Origin of the sequence: Gemmatimonas aurantiaca, assembly GCF_037190085.1 — a bacterium.
In the GTDB taxonomy this organism is placed as follows: Bacteria; Gemmatimonadota; Gemmatimonadetes; order Gemmatimonadales; family Gemmatimonadaceae; genus Gemmatimonas; species Gemmatimonas aurantiaca_A.
This window is the reverse complement of sequence record NZ_JBBCJO010000004.1, coordinates 112,846-136,665: the sequence shown is the minus strand read 5'-3', so window position 1 is coordinate 136,665 and position 23,820 is coordinate 112,846. Positions and strand designations below refer to the sequence as shown.

The 23,820-nt window shown below is 59.3% G+C and carries 23 protein-coding genes; 4 read left to right on the top strand and 19 right to left on the bottom strand.

Annotated elements, in window-relative coordinates:
* Window positions 1–101: 101 nt before the first annotated feature.
* Window positions 102–578 carry a hypothetical protein gene (locus WG208_RS04775; protein ID WP_337170192.1) on the bottom strand — a complete coding sequence of 159 codons (477 nt, stop codon included), beginning with the start codon at window positions 576–578 and terminating at the stop codon, window positions 102–104.
* Window positions 579–1,259: 681 nt separating this feature from the next.
* On the bottom strand, window positions 1,260–2,111 hold the full coding sequence (locus tag WG208_RS04770) for a toll/interleukin-1 receptor domain-containing protein (RefSeq protein WP_337170191.1): 852 nt from the start codon (window positions 2,109–2,111) through the stop codon (window positions 1,260–1,262).
* 339 nt (window positions 2,112–2,450) lie between these two features.
* Between WG208_RS04770 and WG208_RS04765 the strand changes: the two genes are divergently transcribed.
* Window positions 2,451–4,334 carry a serine/threonine-protein kinase gene (locus WG208_RS04765; protein ID WP_337170190.1) on the top strand — a complete coding sequence of 628 codons (1,884 nt, stop codon included), beginning with the start codon at window positions 2,451–2,453 and terminating at the stop codon, window positions 4,332–4,334.
* Between the two features lie 215 nt (window positions 4,335–4,549).
* On the opposite strand, the gene WG208_RS04760 is transcribed toward WG208_RS04765, so the two are convergent.
* The 7 genes from WG208_RS04760 to WG208_RS04730 form a co-directional block, all read right to left on the bottom strand.
* The gene (locus WG208_RS04760) at window positions 4,550–4,816 is read right to left on the bottom strand and encodes a hypothetical protein (protein WP_337170189.1); all 267 of its coding nucleotides are present in this window, start codon (window positions 4,814–4,816) and stop codon (window positions 4,550–4,552) included.
* A 256-nt stretch (window positions 4,817–5,072) separates the two neighbouring features.
* Window positions 5,073–5,618 (bottom strand): hypothetical protein, encoded by a 546-nt coding sequence (locus tag WG208_RS04755; protein ID WP_337170188.1) that lies wholly within the window; start codon window positions 5,616–5,618, stop codon window positions 5,073–5,075.
* Window positions 5,619–5,780: 162 nt separating this feature from the next.
* Window positions 5,781–6,536, bottom strand: a complete 756-nt coding sequence (locus WG208_RS04750) for a hypothetical protein (protein WP_337170187.1) — start codon at window positions 6,534–6,536, stop codon at window positions 5,781–5,783.
* Complete coding sequence (locus WG208_RS04745) at window positions 6,533–7,552, bottom strand: AAA family ATPase (RefSeq protein ID WP_337170186.1); 1,020 nt, start codon at window positions 7,550–7,552, stop codon at window positions 6,533–6,535. Before WG208_RS04745 ends, WG208_RS04750 begins: the two co-directional genes overlap by 4 nt.
* Before the next feature lie 3 nt (window positions 7,553–7,555).
* Entirely contained in the window at window positions 7,556–8,233 is a 678-nt protein-coding gene (locus WG208_RS04740; protein ID WP_337170185.1) for a hypothetical protein, read from the bottom strand.
* A gap of 580 nt (window positions 8,234–8,813) precedes the next feature.
* Window positions 8,814–9,293 (bottom strand): TIGR02391 family protein, encoded by a 480-nt coding sequence (locus WG208_RS04735; protein WP_337170184.1) that lies wholly within the window; start codon window positions 9,291–9,293, stop codon window positions 8,814–8,816.
* Window positions 9,277–9,957, bottom strand: a complete 681-nt coding sequence (locus tag WG208_RS04730; protein ID WP_337170183.1) for a DUF5343 domain-containing protein — start codon at window positions 9,955–9,957, stop codon at window positions 9,277–9,279. Before WG208_RS04730 ends, WG208_RS04735 begins: the two co-directional genes overlap by 17 nt.
* Window positions 9,958–10,224: 267 nt before the next feature.
* Here WG208_RS04730 and WG208_RS04725 point away from each other — a divergent pair, with 267 nt between their 5' ends.
* Window positions 10,225–11,145 carry an IS110 family transposase gene (locus WG208_RS04725; protein WP_337170182.1) on the top strand — a complete coding sequence of 307 codons (921 nt, stop codon included), beginning with the start codon at window positions 10,225–10,227 and terminating at the stop codon, window positions 11,143–11,145.
* Window positions 11,146–11,923: 778 nt separating this feature from the next.
* Here WG208_RS04725 and WG208_RS04720 read toward each other — a convergent pair.
* Entirely contained in the window at window positions 11,924–12,328 is a 405-nt protein-coding gene (locus WG208_RS04720) for a hypothetical protein (protein ID WP_337170181.1), read from the bottom strand.
* 56 nt (window positions 12,329–12,384) lie between these two features.
* Between WG208_RS04720 and WG208_RS04715 the strand changes: the two genes are divergently transcribed.
* The gene (locus WG208_RS04715; protein ID WP_337170180.1) at window positions 12,385–12,591 is read left to right on the top strand and encodes a hypothetical protein; all 207 of its coding nucleotides are present in this window, start codon (window positions 12,385–12,387) and stop codon (window positions 12,589–12,591) included.
* A 724-nt stretch (window positions 12,592–13,315) separates the two neighbouring features.
* On the opposite strand, the gene WG208_RS04710 is transcribed toward WG208_RS04715, so the two are convergent.
* From WG208_RS04710 to WG208_RS04670, 9 genes are all read right to left on the bottom strand, one after another.
* Window positions 13,316–14,146, bottom strand: a complete 831-nt coding sequence (locus tag WG208_RS04710) for a hypothetical protein (RefSeq protein ID WP_337170179.1) — start codon at window positions 14,144–14,146, stop codon at window positions 13,316–13,318.
* A gap of 153 nt (window positions 14,147–14,299) precedes the next feature.
* Window positions 14,300–15,301, bottom strand: coding sequence for an HNH endonuclease (locus WG208_RS04705; RefSeq protein ID WP_337170178.1), 1,002 nt, complete (start codon window positions 15,299–15,301; stop codon window positions 14,300–14,302).
* Window positions 15,302–16,496: 1,195 nt separating this feature from the next.
* Entirely contained in the window at window positions 16,497–16,898 is a 402-nt protein-coding gene (locus tag WG208_RS04700; protein ID WP_337170177.1) for a type II toxin-antitoxin system RelE/ParE family toxin, read from the bottom strand.
* Window positions 16,899–17,326: 428 nt separating this feature from the next.
* Window positions 17,327–17,770 (bottom strand): HIT family protein, encoded by a 444-nt coding sequence (locus WG208_RS04695; RefSeq protein WP_337170176.1) that lies wholly within the window; start codon window positions 17,768–17,770, stop codon window positions 17,327–17,329.
* A gap of 151 nt (window positions 17,771–17,921) precedes the next feature.
* Entirely contained in the window at window positions 17,922–18,620 is a 699-nt protein-coding gene (locus tag WG208_RS04690) for a methyltransferase domain-containing protein (RefSeq protein ID WP_337170175.1), read from the bottom strand.
* Between the two features lie 213 nt (window positions 18,621–18,833).
* On the bottom strand, window positions 18,834–20,165 hold the full coding sequence (locus WG208_RS04685; protein ID WP_337170174.1) for a hypothetical protein: 1,332 nt from the start codon (window positions 20,163–20,165) through the stop codon (window positions 18,834–18,836).
* A 129-nt stretch (window positions 20,166–20,294) separates the two neighbouring features.
* The gene (locus WG208_RS04680) at window positions 20,295–21,050 is read right to left on the bottom strand and encodes a hypothetical protein (RefSeq protein ID WP_337170173.1); all 756 of its coding nucleotides are present in this window, start codon (window positions 21,048–21,050) and stop codon (window positions 20,295–20,297) included.
* A 120-nt stretch (window positions 21,051–21,170) separates the two neighbouring features.
* Window positions 21,171–22,022 (bottom strand): hypothetical protein, encoded by an 852-nt coding sequence (locus WG208_RS04675; protein ID WP_337170172.1) that lies wholly within the window; start codon window positions 22,020–22,022, stop codon window positions 21,171–21,173.
* Window positions 22,023–22,175: 153 nt separating this feature from the next.
* A complete protein-coding gene (locus tag WG208_RS04670) occupies window positions 22,176–23,051 on the bottom strand; it encodes a peptidylprolyl isomerase (RefSeq protein WP_337170171.1) in 876 nt (291 codons plus the stop codon).
* Window positions 23,052–23,207: 156 nt separating this feature from the next.
* Here WG208_RS04670 and WG208_RS04665 point away from each other — a divergent pair, with 156 nt between their 5' ends.
* Window positions 23,208–23,819, top strand: a complete 612-nt coding sequence (locus tag WG208_RS04665; protein ID WP_337170170.1) for a hypothetical protein — start codon at window positions 23,208–23,210, stop codon at window positions 23,817–23,819.
* Window position 23,820 lies beyond the last annotated feature (1 nt).

Below are 23,820 nucleotides of genomic sequence, written 5' to 3'. Positions count from 1 at the left end.
TGCGCGTGCCTCCTAACGCCGAGCTTCCGCTGCGGGCGAATCAGACACAGTGCGCGCGCAGCGCGCACCTACCATAGCTCGCCCGACTGCAGCAAGCAACGTTATGCCGATCTGAGCTCCGGCTCGGAGACTGGCCGCTCTGCGCTACGCACGCGCGGCATATCCAGACTGGCCGCCAAGGTGTTGCCCTCGAATGCGTCCGGATACCGGCGTCGGAGATTCGCGAAGCCCAACCCGAGGCCAAGGGGCGGGAGTACCAGAATGAGCACCGGCACGCCGAGGATGACGGCGCCACAGCCGCCGGCGACCGCAGCGCCCAGCGGCTCGGCCACGGTGCGCCATAGCAGGACCCGGCGCAGCGCAGACCACGTGATGACCGGACTCACGACCGCAGCCAACGCGCCAAAGACGGCGGCATTCCACACATAGTTCGCGAACGTCGCAGGCGGTGCACCTGTCGCCAGTTTACCGAGCCGGGTGAGAACCAGGCCAAAGACCGCGCCCGCAACCGCCTCCGCGACCACCAGGCCGATTTGCATGAAGCGCCGTGTGTTCTGAGAAGGATCAGAGGGGCGCATGAGCTATTCAGGTAGTGGTCCGCATAACGCTATGTTCTGCTGCAAACGCCTGAACCGATGCTGCTGTGAACGAGGCGCAGTCGAGATTACACGGCGGTGGAGATGCACAGAAGGTGGGGCGTTTGTCTGCAGCAACATCCGTTAGGTTGCCGCCACGCGAGGGAACCAGTTCGCGAGGTTTTCGGACGCAGTCAATTCTACGGCCTATTGAAAGTTGGAGCGAGTACCGCAATCGCAAAGAGCTCGAGTTGCGCTCTGTATTCTGGATTCTCTACGGCAAGCCACCGCACACCGTAGTCAGTGGCGACCGATGGGAAGTCAGGCCACTGAGGCAGCATGCCGCGAAGATCTGACTTCGTTGATATCCTACAATGATCTGAGATTCTACCGTGAATTGTGTTGCTTTTTGTGCGGCCGATGTACACGATGCGCTCGTCTTCGGTTGGACACGAGATTATGTACACGCCACCAGCGCGCGAGACTTCTGGATGCTCGCGGAGTAGATCGCTGATTCGCCACACGGATGACATGAGTAGTCGGTCGGTGTCATCGGTGAGTTTTGCGAGATGGTCGCGCGATTTTGAGTTCAAGAATCGTCCTCATAAGGAAGGCAACCTAACGCCCCAGCGTTCTGCTGCCGCGCACCGAAATGCGCTGTCAGCAGCAATGCACCGTTAGGCATCATTCGCTGCCATCATCGCCCTCAGGTTTGGACAAGCCTTTTCGCGATAGCATGTCACGCATCTCCAAGAGGTCTCGCTGCTTTATCTCGTCGCGAATCATCGAACGTCTGACGTGAGTGCTGTGACGCCGAGCATTTGTTCTACAAAGGTGATCGATCGGCCTCGCGAGAGCCATAACCGCTTCCTTGAACTTTTCATTGGTACCTTCGATCTCTAGGGCTGCCGTGAGTAGCAGGAAGCGCTCTTCCAGATCTGCGATCACTTCCGGTCGAAACTCGTCACGCACGTTGCGCGACATAGATCGAGTCAACACTAAGACTTCTTCGAGCAGATCGCGTTCCGAACGACTATCTGGCGCTGAAGTTTGCGGCTTTGCAAGTTCAGTACTGATACTCGCTTCGAGTTTCGGCCACCACATTTCGAATACACTATCGAGCACATTCGCCACGAGAGCTTGATCACCCAACTCACCATTCATCATGCGCACAACCCTCTCCATTTCTAGGCGACTGAATTTTGCAGCCTGAAACTGAACAAGAGGGCCAGAAATATCAGTCGGCTCAACGCCGAACAGGAGCGGGCATACACGCGAACGATCAAGGTTCTTGGACAGAGCCCCTGCCTCAAACATTATCCACGGTGCCGCGAGATTGTCTGAGGTCAGGCAAATTAGACCGACCCTGGAGGCGTCGAGCTCTTTCGCGATCTCTCCGCTCCACCTGGTGCCTTTCGCAATGTCATCAGGCGAGTAGTAAGGCTTGACTGCCTGTAGGACGGCCGGAAGCCAACCACGCAAGAGTTCCGCGATCGCTTTGCTCCGGTCTCCCGACCAACTGATGAATACTTTCATGCTGCTCCAGATTTGTTGGATGCCTAACGCCCGAGTTCAGCTGCAGCCGAGTCAACAAAAGCGAGCGAAGCGAGCAATCATCAGATCGGCTGTCTGCTGCAACGCACGTTATACCGCACGCGCGTCGATCTCAACATTCGTGGAGTTACGTGCGCGCTCGGGACTGACGACGGAGGAACGCGAGCTGAGTTCTCTCATGGAGCACTATACCGCCACGCGCTGACCCTGTCTCACGTCCTGGCGGCCGCCGGCCAGAAACCCTGTGAACCTCGATCGCCGCGCTCTCCGTTCGCGACGGAATGCCTGAAACGTCCCTCTCGAAGCGCGCGTAGTCCAGACATGACACAGCCCTCTCGTGAATTCCTCGACTTTCAGGCCGCTATCGCCGGCGAATACTCGCTTCGCCGCGAGCTCGGCCGCGGCGGGATGGGAATCGTCTATCTCGCGCGCGACGTCCAGCTCGATCGCGACGTGGCAATCAAGGTGCTTCCCGCGCACCTCGCGAAGAGTGCCGAGGCGCGCATCGCCGCTGGCCTCTCGCACCCCAACATCGTTCCCATCCACCGCGTGGGCGAGACGGGCGGGTTCGTGTTCTTCGTCATGAGCTACGTGGAGGGTGAGACCCTCGGCGAGCGCCTACGAGCACACGGCCCTCTGTCGTCGGCGGATGCGATGCGAGTGATGCGCGAGGTCGCATGGGCAATGGCATATGCGCACGGCCGCGGCATCGTGCATCGGGATGTGAAGCCGGACAACATCCTGCTGGAGTCCAAGACCGATCGGGCGCTCGTTTCTGATTTCGGCATCGCGCGTGGCGCCGCGCAAGGCCAAGCGGCCGAGCTCGGGCCGATCATGGGTACTGCGCACTTCATGAGCCCTGAACAGGCCTTGGGCCTGGGCGTAGACGGACGGAGCGACATCTATGCGCTCGGCGTCGTGGGATACCTGGCCGTGAGCGGACGGCTGCCGTTCGAGGCGCGGAACTCGGTTGCCCTCGCTGCTCGCCAGGCCACGGACGTCGCTCCCGGCGTGCTGCACGCATCGCCGGGACTGCCGCCCGCGCTTAGCGCCGTGATCGACCGGTGTCTTGCACCCGATCCGAGCGATCGCTTCGCCGACGGCGAGGCGGTTGCGTCTGCCCTATCTCAACCAACGGATCCGCGTCCCACACTCCCCGCGGCGCTGCGCCTCTGGCTCGGAGCACGCAACCGAGCGCTTCCCATCTATGCGACGTGGTCCGCGACGTGCGGCTTGGCTGCTGTCGCAGGTGTGGCCGACATGGTGTTCTATGGTCGGCTGAACAGTCTGGGCGCCGTGTTATCGGCATTAGCGCTGGCGGGCGTCCCACTCCTCCCGATGCTGGGCTCTCACCTGACCCAGGCGCGGCGGCTGTTTCGCGGCGGACACACGCTCGGCGACCTGCGACTCGCCTTGGATATCGCGGCGCGGGAGCGATCGGCGGATGAACCGTTGGCGAACAAAGAACGTGTCGGGCTCCCGCAAAAACTGTTGCGTTCAGCGACGTACTCGGCTGCGACATGGAGTGCAGCGGCTGCATTGCTGGCGTATGCACGGAGCGCCGGGATCGAGAGCCTCTTTGCGCCGTTCATCCTCACGGCGACCCTTGGCACTCTCAGTAACGCTCTCGAAGTGACTCTCATTCCCGCGGCCGCGCGCCGGATGCTACAGCCGGGGCTTCGCGAGCGGCTGTGGAAGAGTCGCGTCGGCGCATGGCTCGCGCGACGGCTCGGCGCCGCTGACGAATCACGGGCAATAGATGGTGGCGCCTTTCGAGCCACCGAGGTCGCGCTCGGCATTGCCGCGTCGGACTTGTTTGCCGCGTTGCCGAAGGTGTATCGCGAACAGCTTGCCGAATTGCCGGCGATGGTCGAGGAGCTCGAGGCACGCGCAGCGGCCGCGCGCGCGGAGCTCGACGTGGTCGCCGCGCTCGCACCGACCGGTGCTGGCGCCGACGTGTTGGAAGCGCGGCGCGGTTCGGCTTCGGAGCAGTTGGCCAGGACGGTCGCGGCCCTCGAGGGCATTCGTCTCGACCTGTTGCGCCTTCATGCCGGCGATGGCGACCTCGCGCCGCTCACCATGCTCATCGATGCCGCGCGTCTTCTTGGCGAGGATGTGAGACGACTCGCTGACGCGTCGCGAGAAGCGAACCGGGTGGCGGCCCATCGGCTTCCGGCGGCGCGACAGATTCCGACGCCTACGTAGCGAGTTGTGCCGACGCTTCCCCCGCTTGGGCTACGTCTGAAACAGTGATCGGTGGGGCACAGGGATTGAGCCGCGCGCATAGAAGGCGAGTCACCGAAAGCGTACCGACAGAGATTTCCGTGGCGGTATAACGCCAGAGTTAAGCTGCGGCCGAGTGCAACCAACGCGGCGCGCAGCGCCGCTTCCGACTATCGGCCGTCAGCTTCAACGATACGTTAGATGGCCGCGGGTGGCAGCCGGATGCCCTCGGCCTCACAGCGGAGGACGCGGAGCCGCCGGACCAGCGGGTGCTCATCGGGCGTTGCCGCGAGCTGCCGGAGCCGCCGCTTGCCGACGCGCGCATCGAGCACGGCGAGCGCGCGAAAGAGAGGGCTCGACGATGCGAGCGCGTCCGCGTCGTCGTAGACGCCCGCGCCACGCGCCTCTGCCGCCGCCTCGGCATACGCTTGGTGGTACGCCTCTGCTTGTTGGGGATAAAGCAACGATCCCGAGCTGTGCGTAAGTTCTTACGGGCCAACGCACTTCATGACCTCGGCGAGGCCCTCTCCAACCTCATGGGAACTCCTCAGCAATACACAGCGCGAAGGGTTGAGGCGACGGATCGCGGATCGCCGGGAGGAACGGGAGGAGAACTTCAACGCGTTCGACCGAGACATTGGCGTGCTCCACGATCTATTCCTACGCGGACGGCATTCAACCATCCCAGGCGGCACCACCTAGAAGCGTCCCGCTCGCTCTCTACCGGCGGCGGCGCTTTGGTTTGTCACCTGCCGGCTGCGGCGGTCTCAGTGGCTCGTCGGTGCTCCCCTCAACTCGCACATCGAGCACTGACTTGATGGCGAAGTTCTGTGCGCTTGTGATCCGGTGTTGCTCCAACTCGTAGATCTTGGATAGGACAGCCGCGAGCTGGCTCAACTCCCTCGGCTGTAGGGCACTCAGCGAGTCGTCTGCCGATGCCAGCGTCGAAAGGCGCTTACGTTCAGCCCTATGAAGGCGCCCCTGCTCGTAATCACGGTACGCGGCAGCGGGCGCCTTAATCACCTCAGGCAGATACTTCAGGGCCAGCCCCGTCAGGATGATTCCCTGCGGTGACGCTAGGGCGTCGACGACCTCCTTGATGAGGAGGATCAACGACCCGCTTCTGGCTTCTGCGATGGTGAGTTGATCGCGCTCTCTCCGAGCGTACCGACGCAGCGTCCCGAACTTAACGCGACCGTACACACGATCAGCGAATGCCAAGTACGCGCCTAGCTGCCTGACGTTGAGCCCTCCCTGTCGCAGCACGATTCGGAGAGTTAGAGTTGCTCGTTCCGGCGGCTCACTAATGCCAGCGGTTCGCCACAACGCATGCTGCAACGGTCGGACGACGCGAATCTCTGGGCGGTCAAGATCGTGGCGAGACGTTGCCGGCAGGTTCCAACTTGATTTCTCGGGCTCCACGCGCACTCAACCTGCTTGGGCGGGCGCCGCGTCCGCAGTAGCAGACGTGTGGACCGCCTGCGCCCTCAGCATGCCGTCCGCGTGGGTGGTGAAGATCGCATCAACGAGGCGACTGCAACTCGACGTCACCCGCGCCAGCACGCGGATCTGCTCTTGGCAGGCGACTAGCGGCGTTGGGTGAGGGTAGTTGATGGAGTGATCCACCTCACCCCACAACTCCTCTGCGAGTGTACGCACCTGAATTTCGCCTGTCAGCTTCGTCCGAGTGTTTGCCTCGATGACATAGTGCACACTCGTGTACATGGAGTCGCTGTCTCGGGAGCCGATGCCGATGCTGGCGAAGTAAGCGCGAGACTCATCGTCCCATGTCCGCGCGAACGGGTCCTCGACGAGCGGTAGCCGGGCTTCCTCTAAAGCCGCCAGCAGGTGCTTGTGGATCTGCTCCATCTGGTGCGTGTGCAGATGGAGGATGCGCAAGCCTGCGAGGTCGTTGATTCGCTCGAAAAGGTTATCGGGGCTGATATCGAACTCAACTCCATCTTTCAAGGCTTTCGCAGCCTTTCGGCGCAACTTGTCGCGGAGATGTTCCGGGTCCTTTAATCGGGACTTCGATGAGTGAATCAACGTGGACAGCGGAGACACCTCTGTCAGTACCCGCATACCGTTCAAGAAGATCTTGTACTTCTCTTGATTAAGCACGTAATGCTGGACCAATCCTTCGATCGCGAGTTCGACCGCGGAGTCGAGCGGAGGATGCGTCATGTTGTAACGACCTCCGCCGACCGCGAAACAATTTCGTTGGCGATCGAGGTGAACGTACGCGCAGCATCCGCGCGCTGCTCTTGCGAGGCCGACTCCACGTCGCTCAGAGCGACGCCAAGTCGCTGCGACGCGTTTGCCGCGCTTCCGAAGTCCCTCACATCGCCAAGGCGCAACGCGTCGGGCCGGACGGGGGCGAGAGAGGGGCCGAGGCGCAGCATGATCGTCACAACGTCCGCTTGGATCGCCTTCTCGATCTGCGGAATAAACTTCGCGTACTCGGTGGCGAGCCGACCGCCGTAAACTCGGTATCTCTGTGGAATAAAGCCGAGCAGCCTCGGCCGGCCCGGAAACAGGTAAGACTCGTCTGGGGCTAGGCTTGATATCGTGTCCCAATCTCGGATCCAAGTCCCGAGAGTATGTCCAAGAGTCTTAATTGCGCGGACGGAGAACAGGTCGCACGCTGCAGGGATGACATAGAAGTCGCAGTCCAGCAGAATGACTCGATTCAATGCCCCGATATTGGGACCAGAGTCATAGAAGACATAGTCGATCTGGTGCTGCTCAGTCACCGCGTTCACGAGCTTGCTCAGTGCAGTCGTGCCGCGAAAACCTCTCGGCCGCCTCTGAAAAGATTCGCCCCAGAGGGTGTGCAGTTCCTGCTCAAACTCCGCAAGCCGGACGTCACCGGGCAGCAGGAACAAGCCGCTTTGTACTTCGATAGGGGCGATGATGCGGACATCACCCGCCGATTCGGCGATTGGCTTTACCGCCGACCAAAGCGTCTGCCCGTCGTCGCTGTCAGATCGGTCGAGAAGATCGTTTACAACCGCGTCCTCAATGAGGTAAGATGTTAGGTTGCATTGAGGGTCTGAGTCGACCAGCAGCACGCGCTTACCACTGCGTGCGAGCGCGAATGCAACGTTCGTGGTGAGCGTCGTCTTACCCACTCCGCCCTTGTGGTTGAACATGGCTATCCGGACCGCGCTGGTCCGCTCCGGAACTGCGGGCGCTGCCATCGGCTACTCCTCCGACTCGCCCGTATACGCCTCGGAACTACTGTTCTGCGAGCCTCCGCCGCTTCGCCCGCGGCGTACCTTTCGGCGCTGGCGGAAGTGCGCGATAGCGTCCTTTGCCGCCGCCCTGTCGGGAAGCGCCTGAACGTATAGCTCGCCCTTAGCGGAGATCTGCTTGGTTCCCTTGGCTGCCGGAACGAGGAGCCCGGCCTTTGTCGCGTTGTCGACTGCCTGCGCCGCATTCGAGAACTTCACCTGAGCAGCTTCCGTATTCAGCTTGCTCAAATCGAGAGTCTTAAAGTGGGGCGTATCTCGGTAGTGGGTGAGATAGTAGGCAAGACAAGCGATCCGTTCGATGTCCTGAATGGGCCTCTTGTCCAAGAGAAACTCTTTCGGGGACATCGCACGATCTTCCGAGAACCCGCCCGTGTTCCCCGCCGGTACAGGAATGGACGACGGCGCACTCGTCGCGGCTGGGTGTCGCCCAGCCGGAATGGCGGCCGTGGGGCTAGCATTGAACGCATCTATTCCGAGGAAGGTCGCAACAGTGCGCAGGAGTTTGATCCGACCTTCATCGTCGAGGTCGTGCAGAGCCGCGACGACCTTCGTGAAGGCCTCAATCTCGGCGCTCACGTTGTTCGCCCGCTTCCTGTCTGCGGTGGGTTCCGGAGAGTCTTCTGACATGGCTTGCTGTGCGAGGGGTCGGGGCCTACCGGCATGGTTCTTACCGTCGGGCCGCAGTTCTGGTGCATACAACACGCACTGCGCGCTGTCAATAGTGCTAACAGAGCAGAGCGCGCCATCTGGCAGCGGACCTCTGACGGTAAACGGGCGTGTGCTGCCGGCCTCGATCCCTGCTAATCCACCTTGCTGAGCAGACCCGATAGGCGTTCGCACGCCTTCTTCATGGTTTCGATGCTCCCCCAGGCATCACGTTCGTCCATCCGCCGCTCCGCGCCCGCTGCGGCCACCCGCCAAGAGACCCCGGTCGCGTACGACGCGATATCTCGGCCGTCGACCGCGATCCAGACGCGGCCAACTCCTCGGCAGTGTACCGATAGCGAGCTTGGTGGGGCGACGCCCGTCGAGCGACGGAAGGCGCGAACCGGGCCTCCACGAGGGATTTGAGCTTACTCCATTGCATGCGGACCGACGATGCGTGTGGCCATATAACGCCAGCTTTTGTAGCGGGCGTTCAAATCCCATACGCGCGAAGCGCTCTTCCGACCGTTTGCCCGACAGCAGCAAGCATCGTTAGACTGCGCTAGCGGAGTCCGGATTCCTCAAGGCGGCGGAGCAGCATCGAACAGAGAGATAGGTGGTCGAGACAGAGGTCGGGGTCGTCTCGTAGCGTTGTTGTGTGCCCTCGGGGATTGCGAATAGCGGCCATGGTGCCGGCGAAGATGAACTTGAAGCCCTCCTGCTCGCTTTGCTCTGTGGGCGTCATTCCTGGGTTCAAGGCGAGCTTCGGCGGAGTTCCGCCGAACACCCGCATCATGAGCGACCTACCGAAGTCAGAATCTGCTGAGATGCGCTGGACTTCTTCATCAAGGTACTTGTACGCCTCAAAGGTCGCCTGTGGGTAGTGTCCGTTGTCGAAGAGACGCTTGACTTCAGTCGGCAAATCTTGATGAATGTTGCGCTCGTCGAATGGATGACCACCGCTCGCTGGGAGAGGCGCGGCCTCTGAGAATGCGAATGCCCGTCGCGCGAGCTTCTCGAAACGACTAAGCTCCGCTTCCATTGATCAAGTTCTCGCGGATACTGCGAAAGATGCGATCATATGTCTCTTGATCACCCGACGCCGGAAGATTCACCTCAATTCTTACCGTCAGTCCAACCTGTGAGTGCGACTCCTCTCGCTGCTTCGCAGACGCTGCTATGGACGTTGGCTCCTTCTTTGCACCACTAGCGGTCTTCGGCTTTGCGGTCGCCTTCTGACTCGCGCGCGAAGGGTTTGGGGTGGCTTTAGGTGTAGGAATCTCAGCGTGTCCCGAGAGTGCAGCAAGAGCCGCAAAGGTGCTCGCCTGCCGCCCGCCGACGAGATCTGTCGAATTGTCCGATGTCCGGAAGAACTGTGTCAGTCCACCGCGATCGAGCGTCCATGCCGCGTCGCCGTGCAGCTCGAACAACTCATCGTAGGCCTCTCGCACGACCTTGTCGAACTCAGACGCGAAGGCCTTGTCCTCATGCTGCACGAAAGCCTTCGCCTTAGCGGCAACCTTTGCGCCAGCGTCGTCGATGATGCCAAGAAATCGCAGTACGTTGATTACATAGGTTTCGTTCTTGGGCGCGACCCCGAGCTTCCTCAACGTATCAGCGGTAACTTCTTTCGGAAAACTCTTACGAAGGTGAGCGATGGCCTTCACAAGAGGGCCTGCAGATGCGACGTATGGGAATTTCGCCATCGGTGCTCCTTGAGGTGACGCCATCTGCGTCACATTGAAGAGGGCTCGATCAGCCTTGTATCTACCGTTTCCCTGATTTTGGCGTAGTTCTGGTCAGGGCGCCAGCTCGATGTCGTCTGGGTGGTCAACACCGTGCGTTAGCCAGAGCGGCGCGCCTGATCTGTCGTCGTGAGAGCCCGAACAGTTGCGGGGGCCGGTCCGTGGATCGAGCCCGAATTGTCACAAGGACGGGCGAGGGCGACGCTTCTCCAGCGGAAGGAGCCTCTGATGTTCGTGGGGATCGATGTGGCGAAGGCGGAGCTGGTGGTGAGCGTAGTGTCGAATTTGGAACGATTCACCGTCATGAACGATGAGCGAGGCGTTCGTACATTGGTCGAGCGACTACGGCCGGTCACTCCCCAGCTCATCGTGCTCGAAGCCACGGGCGGATACGAGGTGCTCGCGGTCGCGGCCTTGGCCGCTGCACAGTTACCCGTAGTCGTGGTGAATCCACGCCAAGTGCGGGACTTCGCGAAAGCCACAGAGCAGCTCGCCAAAACCGATCGCATTGACGCGGATATTTTGGCGCGCTTTGCCGACGTGGTGCGACCGGACGTACGCATGATCCCCGATGCCGCCGCCCACGAACTGGATGCCCTGCTGACTCGACGGCGGCAGCTGTTGGAGATGCGGCAGGCCGAACGCCATCGCGTGGGACAGGTCTTTGGCTCCGGCAAGAAGCTGGTGCGCAAGAGTCTGAGATTGCACATCGCTTTTCTCGAGCGTGAGCTGCGCATCACGGACACGGATCTCGGCGAGATGGTCAAGCAGAGCCCCGTGTGGCGTGAACGTGATGAACTGCTGCGCAGTGTGCCTGGTGTCGGTCCCGTGCTCTCGCGGACACTGCTCGCCGACCTACCAGAGTTGGGCCGTCTCTCACGGCGTGCGATCGCAAAGCTGGTCGGCGTCGCACCACTCAGTCGCGACTCGGGAACGATGCGCGGGCGACGCTTCGTGCAAGGAGGACGTGCCACCGTGCGGGGCGTGCTGTACATGGCGGCACTCGTAGCGACGAAACGCAATGCGATTGTTCGCGAGTTCTACGCGCGATTGCTCGCCGCCGGCAAGCCTAAGAAACTTGCGCTGGTCGCGTGTATGCGGAAGCTGCTCACAATCCTCAACACGATGGTGCGCACCAATACACCCTAGAACCTTAACGTAAACGTTCCAACTACTGCTTGACTTTCAAGACAGTTGCTAACGCCCAGCTTCTGCTGCGGGCGAACGAAACAAAGTGCGTGCGCAGCGCGCACCTACCATACCTCGCCCGTCGGCAGCAAGCAACGTTAGATCAGCAGAAAACCCTTCACGCTACGCGTCACTCAGAGGTGTCCACGCGCGACCCCAAATGTTGTTGCCTCGACGATCGGTTCCTTCGAGCAGCCAAAAGTGCTCATACCGTAGGCCGTCGAGCTCCACGATCTCCCGGTTTCTTGCCTCCGGAAACGCGCGTTCCAAGCGCTCGTCGATAGTTGGTTCAACCTCGCCGCGTGATAGCAGCTCCGAGCGAATCAGCCTTTGGCTTGCTTGTAGTGACGTAATTCGCCGGCCCGCTTCATTTATCTGACTCCGTCCCTTGGTCGGATTCGAATTTATGTCGTGGCCTATTCCCCGCTGAATGAGCACTCTCGCTGTTTCACGGGTTCGACGTAGCCGATCTTCGACCACTGCAAGATAGGCCTTGGAGTAGTAGAGCCTTGGCTCGGTCACGACACAGTTGTCGCATAGATCTTCTGGGTCGAGCTCATCGAAGACGGAGTGTTCGCACCGACTGCACTTCATAGTTGAGTTTCGAGAGAGACAGTTGCGATCTAGCGCCCAGCGCTCTGCCGCAGGGCTTCTATAACAATGCGGCAGGCGAGCGCAGCGAGCCAGCCGCCTTCCTTGAATCGCCCCGCCGGCAGCAGCGGTCCGTTCGACATCGGCGTCACGACTCTTCGGGCTTCGGTCGATACTTAGGCCACCGATTGTATCCCCGAGTAGGATCGTTCGCTTGAAGCGCCACAATGAACTCGATCTCTCGGCGATTGACTTCGGCGTCGGAAGCGGTGGCGGACTCCCAGAGGATCTCCTTGCGGACCATAAAGTCGCGCCGCTGGGCCGGCGTGAAATCGGCCGCAACAAGATCAGAGTTGGCGCTCCCGAAATAGTTCACGCTGCCCGTGAGATCCTTTCCCACGTAGATCTTCCCGTTGGGATACGTGATGCGGTAGACCACTTTGACCCGCCCATCTGGACCTGACTCCGACATAGCGCGTGCAGATGAAAGCCGTGTGAGCATGAAGAAAGACTCGATCCATTCCGCTGTTGAACGCTGATTCGACATCGCCATCAACTATTGCCCCCGAACTCCTCGGCTGCCAGCGCAGTGAACCGTGTGACCAAGGCTTGCTGCCGGTCATCCGCACCGGGTGGAGTCATCAACCGGAGACAGCCCGTCCGGCGTCGGACGGCAAGCAGCGCCTGGGCGGCATCTTCAAGGGAGATCTGCCCAGCCTGATACCTCGTCAGCGTCTGGCCTACTATCGGATCGAGCATGCCAAAGTCCTGCTGAATGTCGAACGCCTCAGCGTTCTGCTGCAGCGCATCAGATAGTTTGCGCGCGCAGCGCGCATTTCGACGTGCGCTGACCGCAGCAACGCTTTGTTAGGCAGGTAGTCGGCGCCTTCGAGCATCGTACGCGTAGGTGCCGCTCACTGGATCATACACAATTCTCCAGCTTATCGGAACATCCGCTGCAACGTGACGGAACAACCGAACGATTCGCCACGCCGGTAGGTACAGTACTCCGCGCTTGCGCCCGATGTCCGACGCAACGAACACTCCTCGAAGCCGCTCCTTATGGTCTACTGTGTGAAGAAACACATACGAGTGGATCACTTTGTTGGCCAACTCTCGAGCGGTGAGAAGCACCTTCTCCGGGCGATCAAGCTCGAAATATTCGTCGACCTCCTGACGGCGATGGCGAGGCATCCGTTTGTCGACGATTGCGGGATACCTCACCCATGCACGATTCAGTCTCCAAAGTGAGTTTGTAGCTCTCTTCGAGCTTCCGCACTGCGAAAAAGCCGTACATGACGTCGCGTTCCACGCGGGCGCTCTGGGCGTCGGTCGCGACCGGAAACCTCCGGGCTCTAGCCAGCGAGCTACTGAAGCGCTTGAGGTCAGAGCGCCATGGATGAGATTCGTAGATCATTTGATGCTGGTTGGACTGCCTAACGCTGACGTTGTGCTGCAGGGACTTTCATCAAACTGCGGCCAGCGAGCGCAGCGAGCAATTGGCCGCAATCCTTTAGGCTCTGTCAGCACCAACGCAAGGTTAGCTGCCTGGCTTCTTATCTCGGAGTTCGCGCATTCGAAGATCCGCGGCTATTGCGCGGGCCGTGTCAGAATTCTCAAGTCGCTCGGGGTCAGCAGCTACTTCAGCAATTATGCCGTCCTTTTGTTTCTGTGACATTGATTCGGCGATGGCCGCCACTTTGCGCGCTTTAGCAATAAGGAACAGTCGAAACTGCCCCGGCATTGCATACTCTCGCGGCATGATCGTGCCACCATTCAGATTCACTTTTGTTCCGAGAAATATTTTTGTCGGCGCTCGTTGGATCAAACCAAGTACACAAAACGGCCCTGGCTTTGCAAACACGAATGCAGTGTTTCGCCCCCCAACCACATCAATGTCTAGAGAGCGTGCCAGATACAGGTTGAAATTCGGCGGAAGGTCCGGATCATCGTTCGGCAGCAGTATATCAAGCGGCAGAAAGTGTTGCTCAAATGGCCCAAGGTTATGGCACGTGCCGAGCAGAAACTTGCGCCAAATTGCGACGGCTTCAGTCAAAAAGGCCTTCTGTGTGCTATCGAGTTGCGATGACCCGTCCCGCTCATAGAAGAGAGCGACGCGAAGTGACAGTCCAACACAAAATCGAGCGAGCCACGGACCATAGGGAATTATCGCGCCGTGATCCGAATTGAGCGGATGAAAAATTGTCTCCGCGAATATCTTCTCGTCTTTGCCGAGAAGCTGCTCGCACGAGTCGCAGAATAACGGGAGCTTGGGCCCGTCCTGTGCCCTACGATTCGGAGCAATAGAGTTCCGAATGTAAGGCGTTGCTCCAGTTGTTTTGAACCAGTCCGTGATGAACCTCGGAATCACGTGGCTAGTTCGAAGTAGCTTGTGGTCCCCGCACAGCCGGCATGTAGTACTCACGGAAGCAGTCATGGGTGTTTTGTGCATGCTAACGCCCAAGTTCACTTGCGAGCGAGTCAAATAGAAGCGAGCGCAGCGAGCACTCCTTAAGATCGCTCGTCAAGTGCAACGTTCGTTAGCCGGCGGTGTGCGCCATTCATCCTCGAGACGCCCTTCACGAACGTCGCCGCTAACCGAGTCGTTCATCACGAACATTGACGCTACTCTCGCGTAGTGGCTCGGTTGGTGGCTCATAGTGATCTGCGCTTCGATGATATCAAAAATGCGAACGACTAAAGCCACATGATCGTTGGTAATAAGCAAGATACCAACGTGCACGTTCGGTCCCCATGGCAAAGGAATCTGAGGTTCCGCACCTGCAAAATAAATTCTACCACACAATGCAGCCGATATCTGTGTTTCCTTAGGATCTAGGAGGCAATCGCGAATATCGCTTGCGGCGGGTTCTTGCAAAAACGCATCGCCCAACCAACGACACGCCAACTCATACGCGATTTTCAGAACACCGCGCTTGTATTCAACGAGGTCGATGTTGACTCCCGATACTTCCACCTCAGCATTGATAGAGTGAGTGACCGCGTGCTTTTCGATATCTGCTTCAGGCAAGGCGTCGTGGCCTGCTCGTTTGAGAATTTTATTGACTAGGGCTGGAAGGTCTGCTGCCTCTGATTCGTCTAGCCGGATGGATATCATCTCACTGCCGTCTGCCTGTTTGGTGCGTTGCACAGAGCGTTCTATGATGAGTTTCCCTGGTCCACCATCTCCGGCGACAACGTCCCTGAGCCTATAAGTTGGGTCACCAACAAGGTGACCGCGCGCGAGAGGGTTAGGTACCTTGCCGCTATTGCCAGATATCCCTAGCTGCATCCGTCGAGTTTGAATAAGCCAGTGATCAGTGAGTGAGCTATCGACGGCACTACCGAGTGTGTGGTTACACTGATCGCATACGTTGTGCACGACCAGTCGTCCGCCAATCGCACTTGGGAAAACGTGTTCCGGATGGAACTCCGCTTCCGGCTTGGGAGTTGTACAGATGATGCAGGTTGTCATCGAGAGTATGTTGGTCAGGCTAACGCCCAAGTTCAGCTGCAAAGCGGCCAACACGGAACCGTCTCGGATGACGACGTGTCGGCCGGTTTGTCAGCTGCAACGCCTCGTTAGACCGCGGTGCGCAGACACCCTGCTCATCAATCAGAGTTCTTCCGCTTAGAAGACGACCGGCCTGGCGCTTTGATGGCACGAGGACCGGAATCGCCCCCTTGGTGCTGGCGGATTTCCGCAATCGCGCCGGCTACCGTCGATTGGATGTTGGTAGGACGAAGCCAGATAGGGCCGAAGCGGCCACGCATAGTGAGATTCGCTACCGCTTCCCGAAGGAAAGGGAACAGCGTAGCGAAACCAGCCTGTCCAACAAAATCGAGAGGCGGAAGGGTAGGCTCTGGTGTGTCTGCGATGACGAGAGCAGTCATCGCTACGTCAAACGTGTATAGAGGAGGAGGGTTGGTGTCCTTGGTCAATACTCTGACACTAACACCGGCGATTACACGCCCTAAATCCTCTTCGCCGGAACCGAGCGTTCCCTCAAAGAGCCGCACCTGCACATCGGTAGCGAGTCCACCGTCAGCCAGGGCCGTCGGTGGCTGCGCGAGATAGTCTGCACGATGCGCGAAGTGCGCGTGCTCTAGCACAATCTGGCCAATAGACAGGCCAATTCCCCCGGCGGCATCTGTGTTTGAATCGCTCATGCGCCGACCAACTCACCCTTAGCTACGGCCATACTGGGAACCACTAGCCGAAATGGCTTCTGAGTTTGAGCACTTAGCGCGGCAGCGTCCGTTGCGTTAGCAACTGGCCTGAAGGCCGTTTCTAAGAGGACGTCCATGCGATCACGGGATACTTCGCTCTGCCCGATAGGACTAACTACCAGATCGGAAAGCTCTTGCTGGCAGGCCCAGAGCATGTCAGCAATCGTGGTTAGCGTCATATTCCGCCGACCACTTAGAACCTGTGATACATGGCTAGAGCTTTTTCCAATGCGCTTTGCGAGCTCTGCCTGTTTGAGCCCGGCAGCCTGTATTGATCGCAATATCGCATCAGTGACTGCTAGCATCGCAGAGTCCTGAGCATAGTACCGCTCCTCGGCGGTTGATTTCAGATGCTCGAGGACGTTGTGATTGCAGAATGGCGCCTTTTGACTGGCGCCCGCGTCGGCTACTCTACGCTCGCTGGTCTTACCACCAATGCTCTTGCCAGCCTGAGAGTGCTTCATCATGTGCGGGTCCGTTACCTGAGAGTTTTACTTCGACTGCTTCCGCGGCACCGTGGACTTCGTGGCTTCGCGCTCTAGAAAGTCGCGCCGAAGGTTCTTCGCTTCCGCATAGTCACTTTCCTGCGTCTTGGGCTTCTTCTTTGGAGCTCCGCTCGTCAGGTACAAGCTCGTACCGTGAAGAAAAGCGAAGATCCGGCTATCGCCCGGCTTGAACTCGAAGAGGTCTGAGTACTCGCCCCGCAACTGGTGCCCGTGCGTTTCGCTAGGTAAATGGCCGATATCTGCCATACGCTTCGCCAACGCGAAGAAGCGAGCACGGTCCCGCTCAGGCATCTCGTCCAGGTAGTCTTTAGCCGGATACCGGCCCTTGTGCCGCATATAGCGGACGACCCGAGCGTCGCCCATAGCCACGATGCTAAGATCGACCATATAGGTCGTTTACTTTAATGTAAACAGGATACCCCGGCAACTAGGCGGAGATCCATTGGATGTGCGGTGGCGAAGAGACACACGTAAACCGTTGTGATGCAAAGATATACGAGACACTGATATTGAACCGAGTTCGGCAACAGGGGCAGTGTGCGAAGCTAATGAGGATCTCACGTTGATCTGATACACTTCGGCAAGCGCTGTCATCGCTACCTGAGCAGGGGCGGCCTTACCGCTGAGCTGACACGACACGAGGGCACACCGGACCCGGGACAGAGCTGGGCCTGCGACCAAGGAAGGTCAGGCGGTCTAACGCTGCGTTCTGCTGCGAACGCCACAGCCGATAGCAGCTGTGAACGAGGCGCAGCCGAGATTACACAGCGGTGAATCCACGCGGAAGGTCGGGCGTTTGTCAGCAGCAACGCTCGTTAGACGTCCGGTGACGTCACGAAGCCCAACTCTGTGCGCACGTTTTCGAGAATCTGGCGATGGACCATCAAATGCTCGGAGCCCCACACCGGTCGATCGGACCCGACGAGATATCGCGCCGAAGTAATATCGGTCTTCTCGTGCATTGGTACGACGTGTGCATGCACATGGGCGACGTCGCCGCCGGTGAACAGGAAGGCGACGCGATCCACGGCGTACACTTGCTTCATTCTGCGGGCCAACTGTTGGCCAAGATGCAGAATGCGCGCCGCCAGCGCTGGTGGGAGTTCTTCGAACGTCGCCACGTGTGATTTCGCGATGATTTGTGTGTGCCCAGGTCGGATGGGACCGATATCGAGAAACGCCATGATATGCTCGTCCTCGTAGACGATCACGGCATCCACCTCTTTGACCGCAATCCGGCAAAAGATGCACTGAGACATTCGGAAACCTCCTTCGAGGATGTAGGACGTCTAACGCCCTTTGGTTCAAGGGCGAAGGGCCACTCGCCGTAACCTGGAACTCCGTCTGAAATCATGCCAGGCCCTTCGTCCCTTGCAACCAATTGTTAGGCAGTCCTGTGGGCGCTTTCGTTCATCGGCGCCGAAAGACGCTCTGGTACCGTCGCACTGATGGATCCGGTGGTCGCTGCTCGTCCCACCAGCAGCATTGCTCCAGTACCTCAAATCCGGCAAGGGCTGCGCGCTCGATCAACGCCGCAGGGCTGAACAGCTCAAAGTCCATCACCTCACGGGTGCCGTCGGAATACTCGATGGTAGAGTGTAAGCGGCCCTCCCGGACGAGGTTCGTGATCGTGACCCCGTCCACCCGTGCGGCGGGTGTCGGTGCACCTTGTTCGGCAACGAAGTGCTCGGGATGAAAGAGATCAAGAAGAAGCCGACCTTCGGGCCGAAGCAAGCTGGCGATGTCGGAGAGCACTTGGTCATTGGTGGCCGGATCAAAGTAACCAAAGCTCTGCCAGAGAATGACGACGGCATCGAACGGCCCTTCGAGCGTGTGGAGATCACGCTGGTCCAGCTGAAGGAACCTCGCTGTCGGCGCGGAGGAAGATGCACGGCGAAGCATCTCTGGGTCACGATCGATGCCGGTGATCCGATAGCCACGAGCCGCAAGGGCTGCGGCATGTCTTCCCGCTCCACAACAGACATCAAGAACCTGACGGAAGGCGGGGAGGGGAAGACGGCGAGCGACCGCCTCGACCTCGGCCGCGGTCCACACCTCGGGCATCGTGTCCATGAAGGTGGAGAACCATTGCCGAGAGAACTCGTTCACCATGGAATCGCTCCGGAGATATTTAGGCTGCCTAACGCTGGCGTTCTGCTGCAGGGCACTTCCACAAGTTGCGGCCAGCGAGCGGAGCGAGCAAGGCAGCAATCTTTGAAGGCCCTGTCAGCAGCAACGCAAGGTTAGATTGCCGGCCGACGCCGGTAGATGGGCACTTTCCCCGCCTGCTGCAGTCGACCGCGTGGGCCGCCCGGTATGAGGCTAGTCAGGCAATGATCGCTCATCGGCTAAAGCGCGCCATCGCTTGTGAGGTGTACGGTAGCTAAAGCTCACCTGCATTGATCCATCACGTGAGTCTAGCCGTGCCCATGGGATGCTCATTTCGTCTACTGAAAGCTGCTCTGGCCAAAGTTCGTCAAACGATCCGTCAGTACGAATCTCCGGTAGAATATTGTCGGCAGTGATTGATCTGAGCACGTAGCCGTTGGCGAACACGTCTACTCGGCGAATCCTGCTGAGAAGCGGCTGGGTCACGAAGACCGCCAGGAAGTTCTCGTCGAGGTCACCGAGAGTTGGTGCAGGAAATGCCTCGTCCAGCATGCTAGAGAATCCGCCTGATGCTCCAAGAATCTTCATTGGCCCGTCCGCGAGTGAACTCGATGTAGAGTAAGAACGGGCCATTCTGCGGCGACCAATTCGATTGGGCTCGTCTTGCGACGGGGCAGATTTCGATTCCTCAGTCGGATCTTCGTCTTCCGCCTTCGAGATCCAGAACCCACCTGATACGACGTCGTTCCGAATGGGTCTTTCAGTCGGGCGAAGGTCGTGGTCGCGTGCACCGACCAATAGACTTGAGTATTTCGAGCTGCCGCCAAGCTTCCAGACCGTGAGCAGAACACGATAGTGGCCTAGCTCATCAAGTGAGGCCGGCGCATTCAGCTCGACATGAATCGCGATGCTACGCAGAGGTCGCTGACAGTCGTGAAGGAACTCGAGACGTGCAAGCTGTGAATCGACAGCGGAGAACTTCTGCGCTACGAGCTTTTCGAACTGGGTCCCCCATCGGGCAAAGAAGGCGGCCTGTTCGGCGTCGCTGAGTGGGATGCGAAGATACTGAAATCGAATCCCAAGACCGTCTGGGCCGTCGAGGAGTATTCGCAATCGCTCGCGCGTAAGCACCTCGCAGAATGCAATGCCGCGAGCCCGCGCCTGCTTAACAAGGTTGCCGATTGCACCGGTGGTTAGCCGAACGTTCGTCATGAAGACAAACGCTTCAAGTGCAGAATTCTCCTTAAGCGCTCGCTCCAGATCACTGGAGAACTTCGATCTCACAGATCGCACGTCTGCGCTCGAATCCGACGTGTTGTTCTTGAACCCGACGGCGATCCACACCTTGCGGCCGTCGTCCATCGTTGCTTCAATGTCGCGCCCGCCGTCGGGTCCGCCTTGCGGATGTCGCGGGGTGATGTTCCGAAATCGCGAGTCCAGTGACAGGAGTGCGAGACAGAGTCGCTCGCGATCCTGCTGATTCGTATCAAGCCAGTAGCGCAGCCGGTGGTCGGTCTCGTTTGGACTAGACGAACTGGAAGACATCTGTTGATGGGATTTTCGGACAGTCAGTAGTGGAAGGCAATCTAACGCTCGCGTTCAGCTGCAGCCGCATCGAACAGAAGCGCGCGTAGCGCGCCGTCAATAGCGCGGCTGTCAGACTGCAACGCCGGGTTAGGCATCGACTCCCTTCTCGTTGTCCGAAATGCCGCGGATGCGGCGCTCCAGTTTGTCCTTTAGATCCTTCATGCCCTTGAAGAAGATCACAGGGTAGTCTTTTAGATCAAATTCAAGTTTCGTGCCCTCACGAGCTAAGTAGATCGGAGTTTTCTTTAGCGCTTGTGCGTATCCCGCCTCGTAGAACACGTTTGGACGTGCATCGGTGAGATCGACGATTACGTACTCAGCCTTTCGGATTGATTCAAGAATGCGGTCCGTAATCCTTTCGTTCGAATGCGGCTCGTCGACCCTTTCTGCATGAATTCCGCAACGGTTTGCCCCTTCCTTGATCGCATCAAGGACATCTTCGGTGGCAGAATCTCCGGGTACGATCGGCATGGCGATGAACGCGTAGCCTTTTTGAATGTCTGGATCCTCTTGAACAATCGCCTTGTCCGGCGGCGGCCCCGCTCGCAAAACGCCAATGGTCTTGTCGACCATGTCGCGGATGTTTGGAACCAAACTCATTCCGTATGGCGCATCGAAGATCATGTCGAATGGATCGATGTTGCGCATAACTAGGCCGCCAATTGCGGGCGGCGGCCCGATTGTGACTGTATGAAAGCACCCGGCTTCGATTACTTCGCGCCGTACCCAGACAATGTCGTGGTTTATCGCTTTGCGTGTTTGACCGTCATCTTCTTGCTCCCACCATCTCGCAAGCAGGTCTCCGAACGCCTCGAGCTTTGCGATTCTGTCTTCAACGTTCATAAGGTTTCCAGGTATGCCTAACGCTCGCTTCTGCAGCGGGCGCTCACATGAAATGCGCGCGCAGCGCGCTACCGAAACCACGCCCGTCTGCAGCAAGCATCGTTATGCAGCAGGCTAGAGCTACTTTCGCCGCACGAACTTTACGCCATCTGGGACTGCTACTGGATCGGCAGAGCAGACTTCAACGATCGAGAGCTCAAATCCGCACGGTGACATGCTGCCCAGTTCAAGCTCAACGTAACTGTTCGGCCCTGTTCCAACTGGCCGACATGGGGAACCGTCCCATACGCGCCAAAGAATGCGAGTTTCCTTCTCCCATGCGAACCGAGCTCCCGAGAGATAGAACGAGCAGATGCTAGAAAGGCGTCGAAGTATGAACTCGCGCTCGAAGTCATTGCGAACTCTCGCCACCAGGTCTCGGAGTACCGGTATGGGTTCCTGTGGAACAGGCTCATAGTAGACGCGCCGAAAGTCAGGGTTCTGCGCGCTGATGGTGAAGCGGAGCCTTACCGGTCCAAAGGACTGCCAGAAGGAACGCTCCTCGTCCTCGTCTACGTTGATATCCGTGAAGCATGCGAAGTAGGTATTCGGCTCAATGAGCGTCCTGTAGAGTGGCGCACCATTCGTAGCCTCGAGGTATCCAGTCAGACCATGGGATACGCAGAACGTCTCGATCTCTCCTTCTGTGATGCGCTTGCCAATGTTTGCTAACCGGAATCGTTGCGACGAGAGAATCTCTTCCGCGGCCTTCTCCGAGGTATAGTGATATACCTGAGCCTGCCGAACGCTGGGCCAAAGTTTGCCGATGATCGCGGAAGAGATCTTCTGCATAGACCCGACACCGTCAGTGACCACCTTGGGTGTGACCGCTATGTCTTCCCAGGTGATGTTCTCATGAATCCCGTGCGCGGCTAGAACGTCTGAGATCGCGATGGCAATTCGCGCACGTAGATCGAAGGCTGGTGGGAGCATGGAAAGTTGTTGTTGACTGCATAACGCGTATTAGACTGCAGGGGATCACTGCGAGCACCGTCTTATATTCGCGCTTCCTGCCGTCTAAATCTCTGACGGACACAACCATTCAATTTCCCAAGTCATTGAGCAAGACTCATTTGACCCATCCGGTCAAAATGTCCCCGTCTCTTTATACAGCGGCGAATGCAGCATAAGCCTCCATCGCGCAGAGAGGCCGCCCGACCGACCAGCACACTCCGCCCGCTGCTCACCGTTGGTAGCGATCAACAAGCCCCGCTCACCCCCTCCCTCCACCACCCTCGCCTCCTTGATGTAATCCAACGCCGGAAACCACCGCTGCAGGTACGCATTCCCCTGCCGCGCGATACGCGCATGATTCGGCTCCTCGCGATACTCCGCGTTCAGCTGCTCCACCACCTCCATCCCCCGCGTCACCCGGCCGATCGGCGCAAACACGCGCTGTCGATCGAGCTTGCTGCCATTCTCCCCGGTGCTGATGAACAGCTCCGTCGCTCGTGAATCCGTTCCGTTGGCGGCAAACGCCACGGTGCCCTTGGTGTTGCTGATTCGCATGGGATCATCCGGAATGGTGGCGTTCACCCAGGCGTCGTTCACCGCCACGGTGCCATGTTTGCCGAACTGCACGATGAAGCCGGGCATGACGCGGTAGAACCGCACGTCGTCGAAGAATCCGATGGTCACGAGTTCATGGAACCGGTCCGCACCCCGGGGGGCGAGGGCGCGCTCCACCTCTACCACGAAGGGGCCTTTGCTGGTCTCGAATCGCACGGTGTACCGATCGGGGCTCCGCGGTGGCGTGGGGGCGGGGCTGGGGATCTCCCGCGCGGGCCTGGCAGCCACACTGTCAGCGGGGGTAGCAGCGGTACGCGACGAGGCGCCGGTGTCGCCGCCGGTACAGGCGGCCGCGGCAGACAACATGGCGACGGCCGTGAGCGCGATTCGCGCGGCGCTGGGACGAATACGGGAGGAGAGCGGCTGGGCGTGCATCTCCGGAGTATGCGTCATTCGCTCCACTCTGTCACATCCGGCAGACGATCCGTCACATCCGCCTGTTCCTGCGCCGGAAGTGGCCACACCCTGACGCACAGCGTGCCGTCCTCCGGCATCGACACATCCGCACCGACCTGCCTGCCCGCCACACACTTCCCGCCCCGTTCAGCGATGCTCTCTGTCCGCGCCTCCGCCGTCACGACCGCCGCAGGCCTGCTCCTCGGCGTTCTGCTCACATTTGCTCCCACCACGCGCGCACACGCGCAGTCCACGGGCGGCGGCACCATGACGCCAGCCGCGCCGGCTGCTCCTCGCCGCGCTGCGGATCCGGCCGATGTGGCGTCCATCGATGCGATCGTGCGCGCGCTCTATGAATCCATCTCCGGCCCCAAGGGCGCGCCGCGCGATTTCGATCGCCTGCGCACGCTCTATGGTCCCAATGCGCGCATGATCGTCACGGGTCTCGGACCCGATGGCAAGCCGCGCCTGCGCAACTGGAGCGTGGAGGAATACATCACGGCCGCGGGGCCGGGCCTCATGGAAAATGGTTTCTATGAGCGGGAGATCGGCCGCCGCACGGATTCCTTCGGCAATGTCTGGCACATCATGAGCGTGTACGATTCGCGCTTCACACCCGAGTCGAAGCCGTTCGCGCGTGGCATCAACAGCATCCAGCTTTTCAAGGGCGCCGATCGCTGGTACATCGTGAACATCCTCTGGGATTCGGAGCGTCCGGACAATCCCATTCCGGCCGACCGCATCACGGTGAAGGACCGCGACTGAT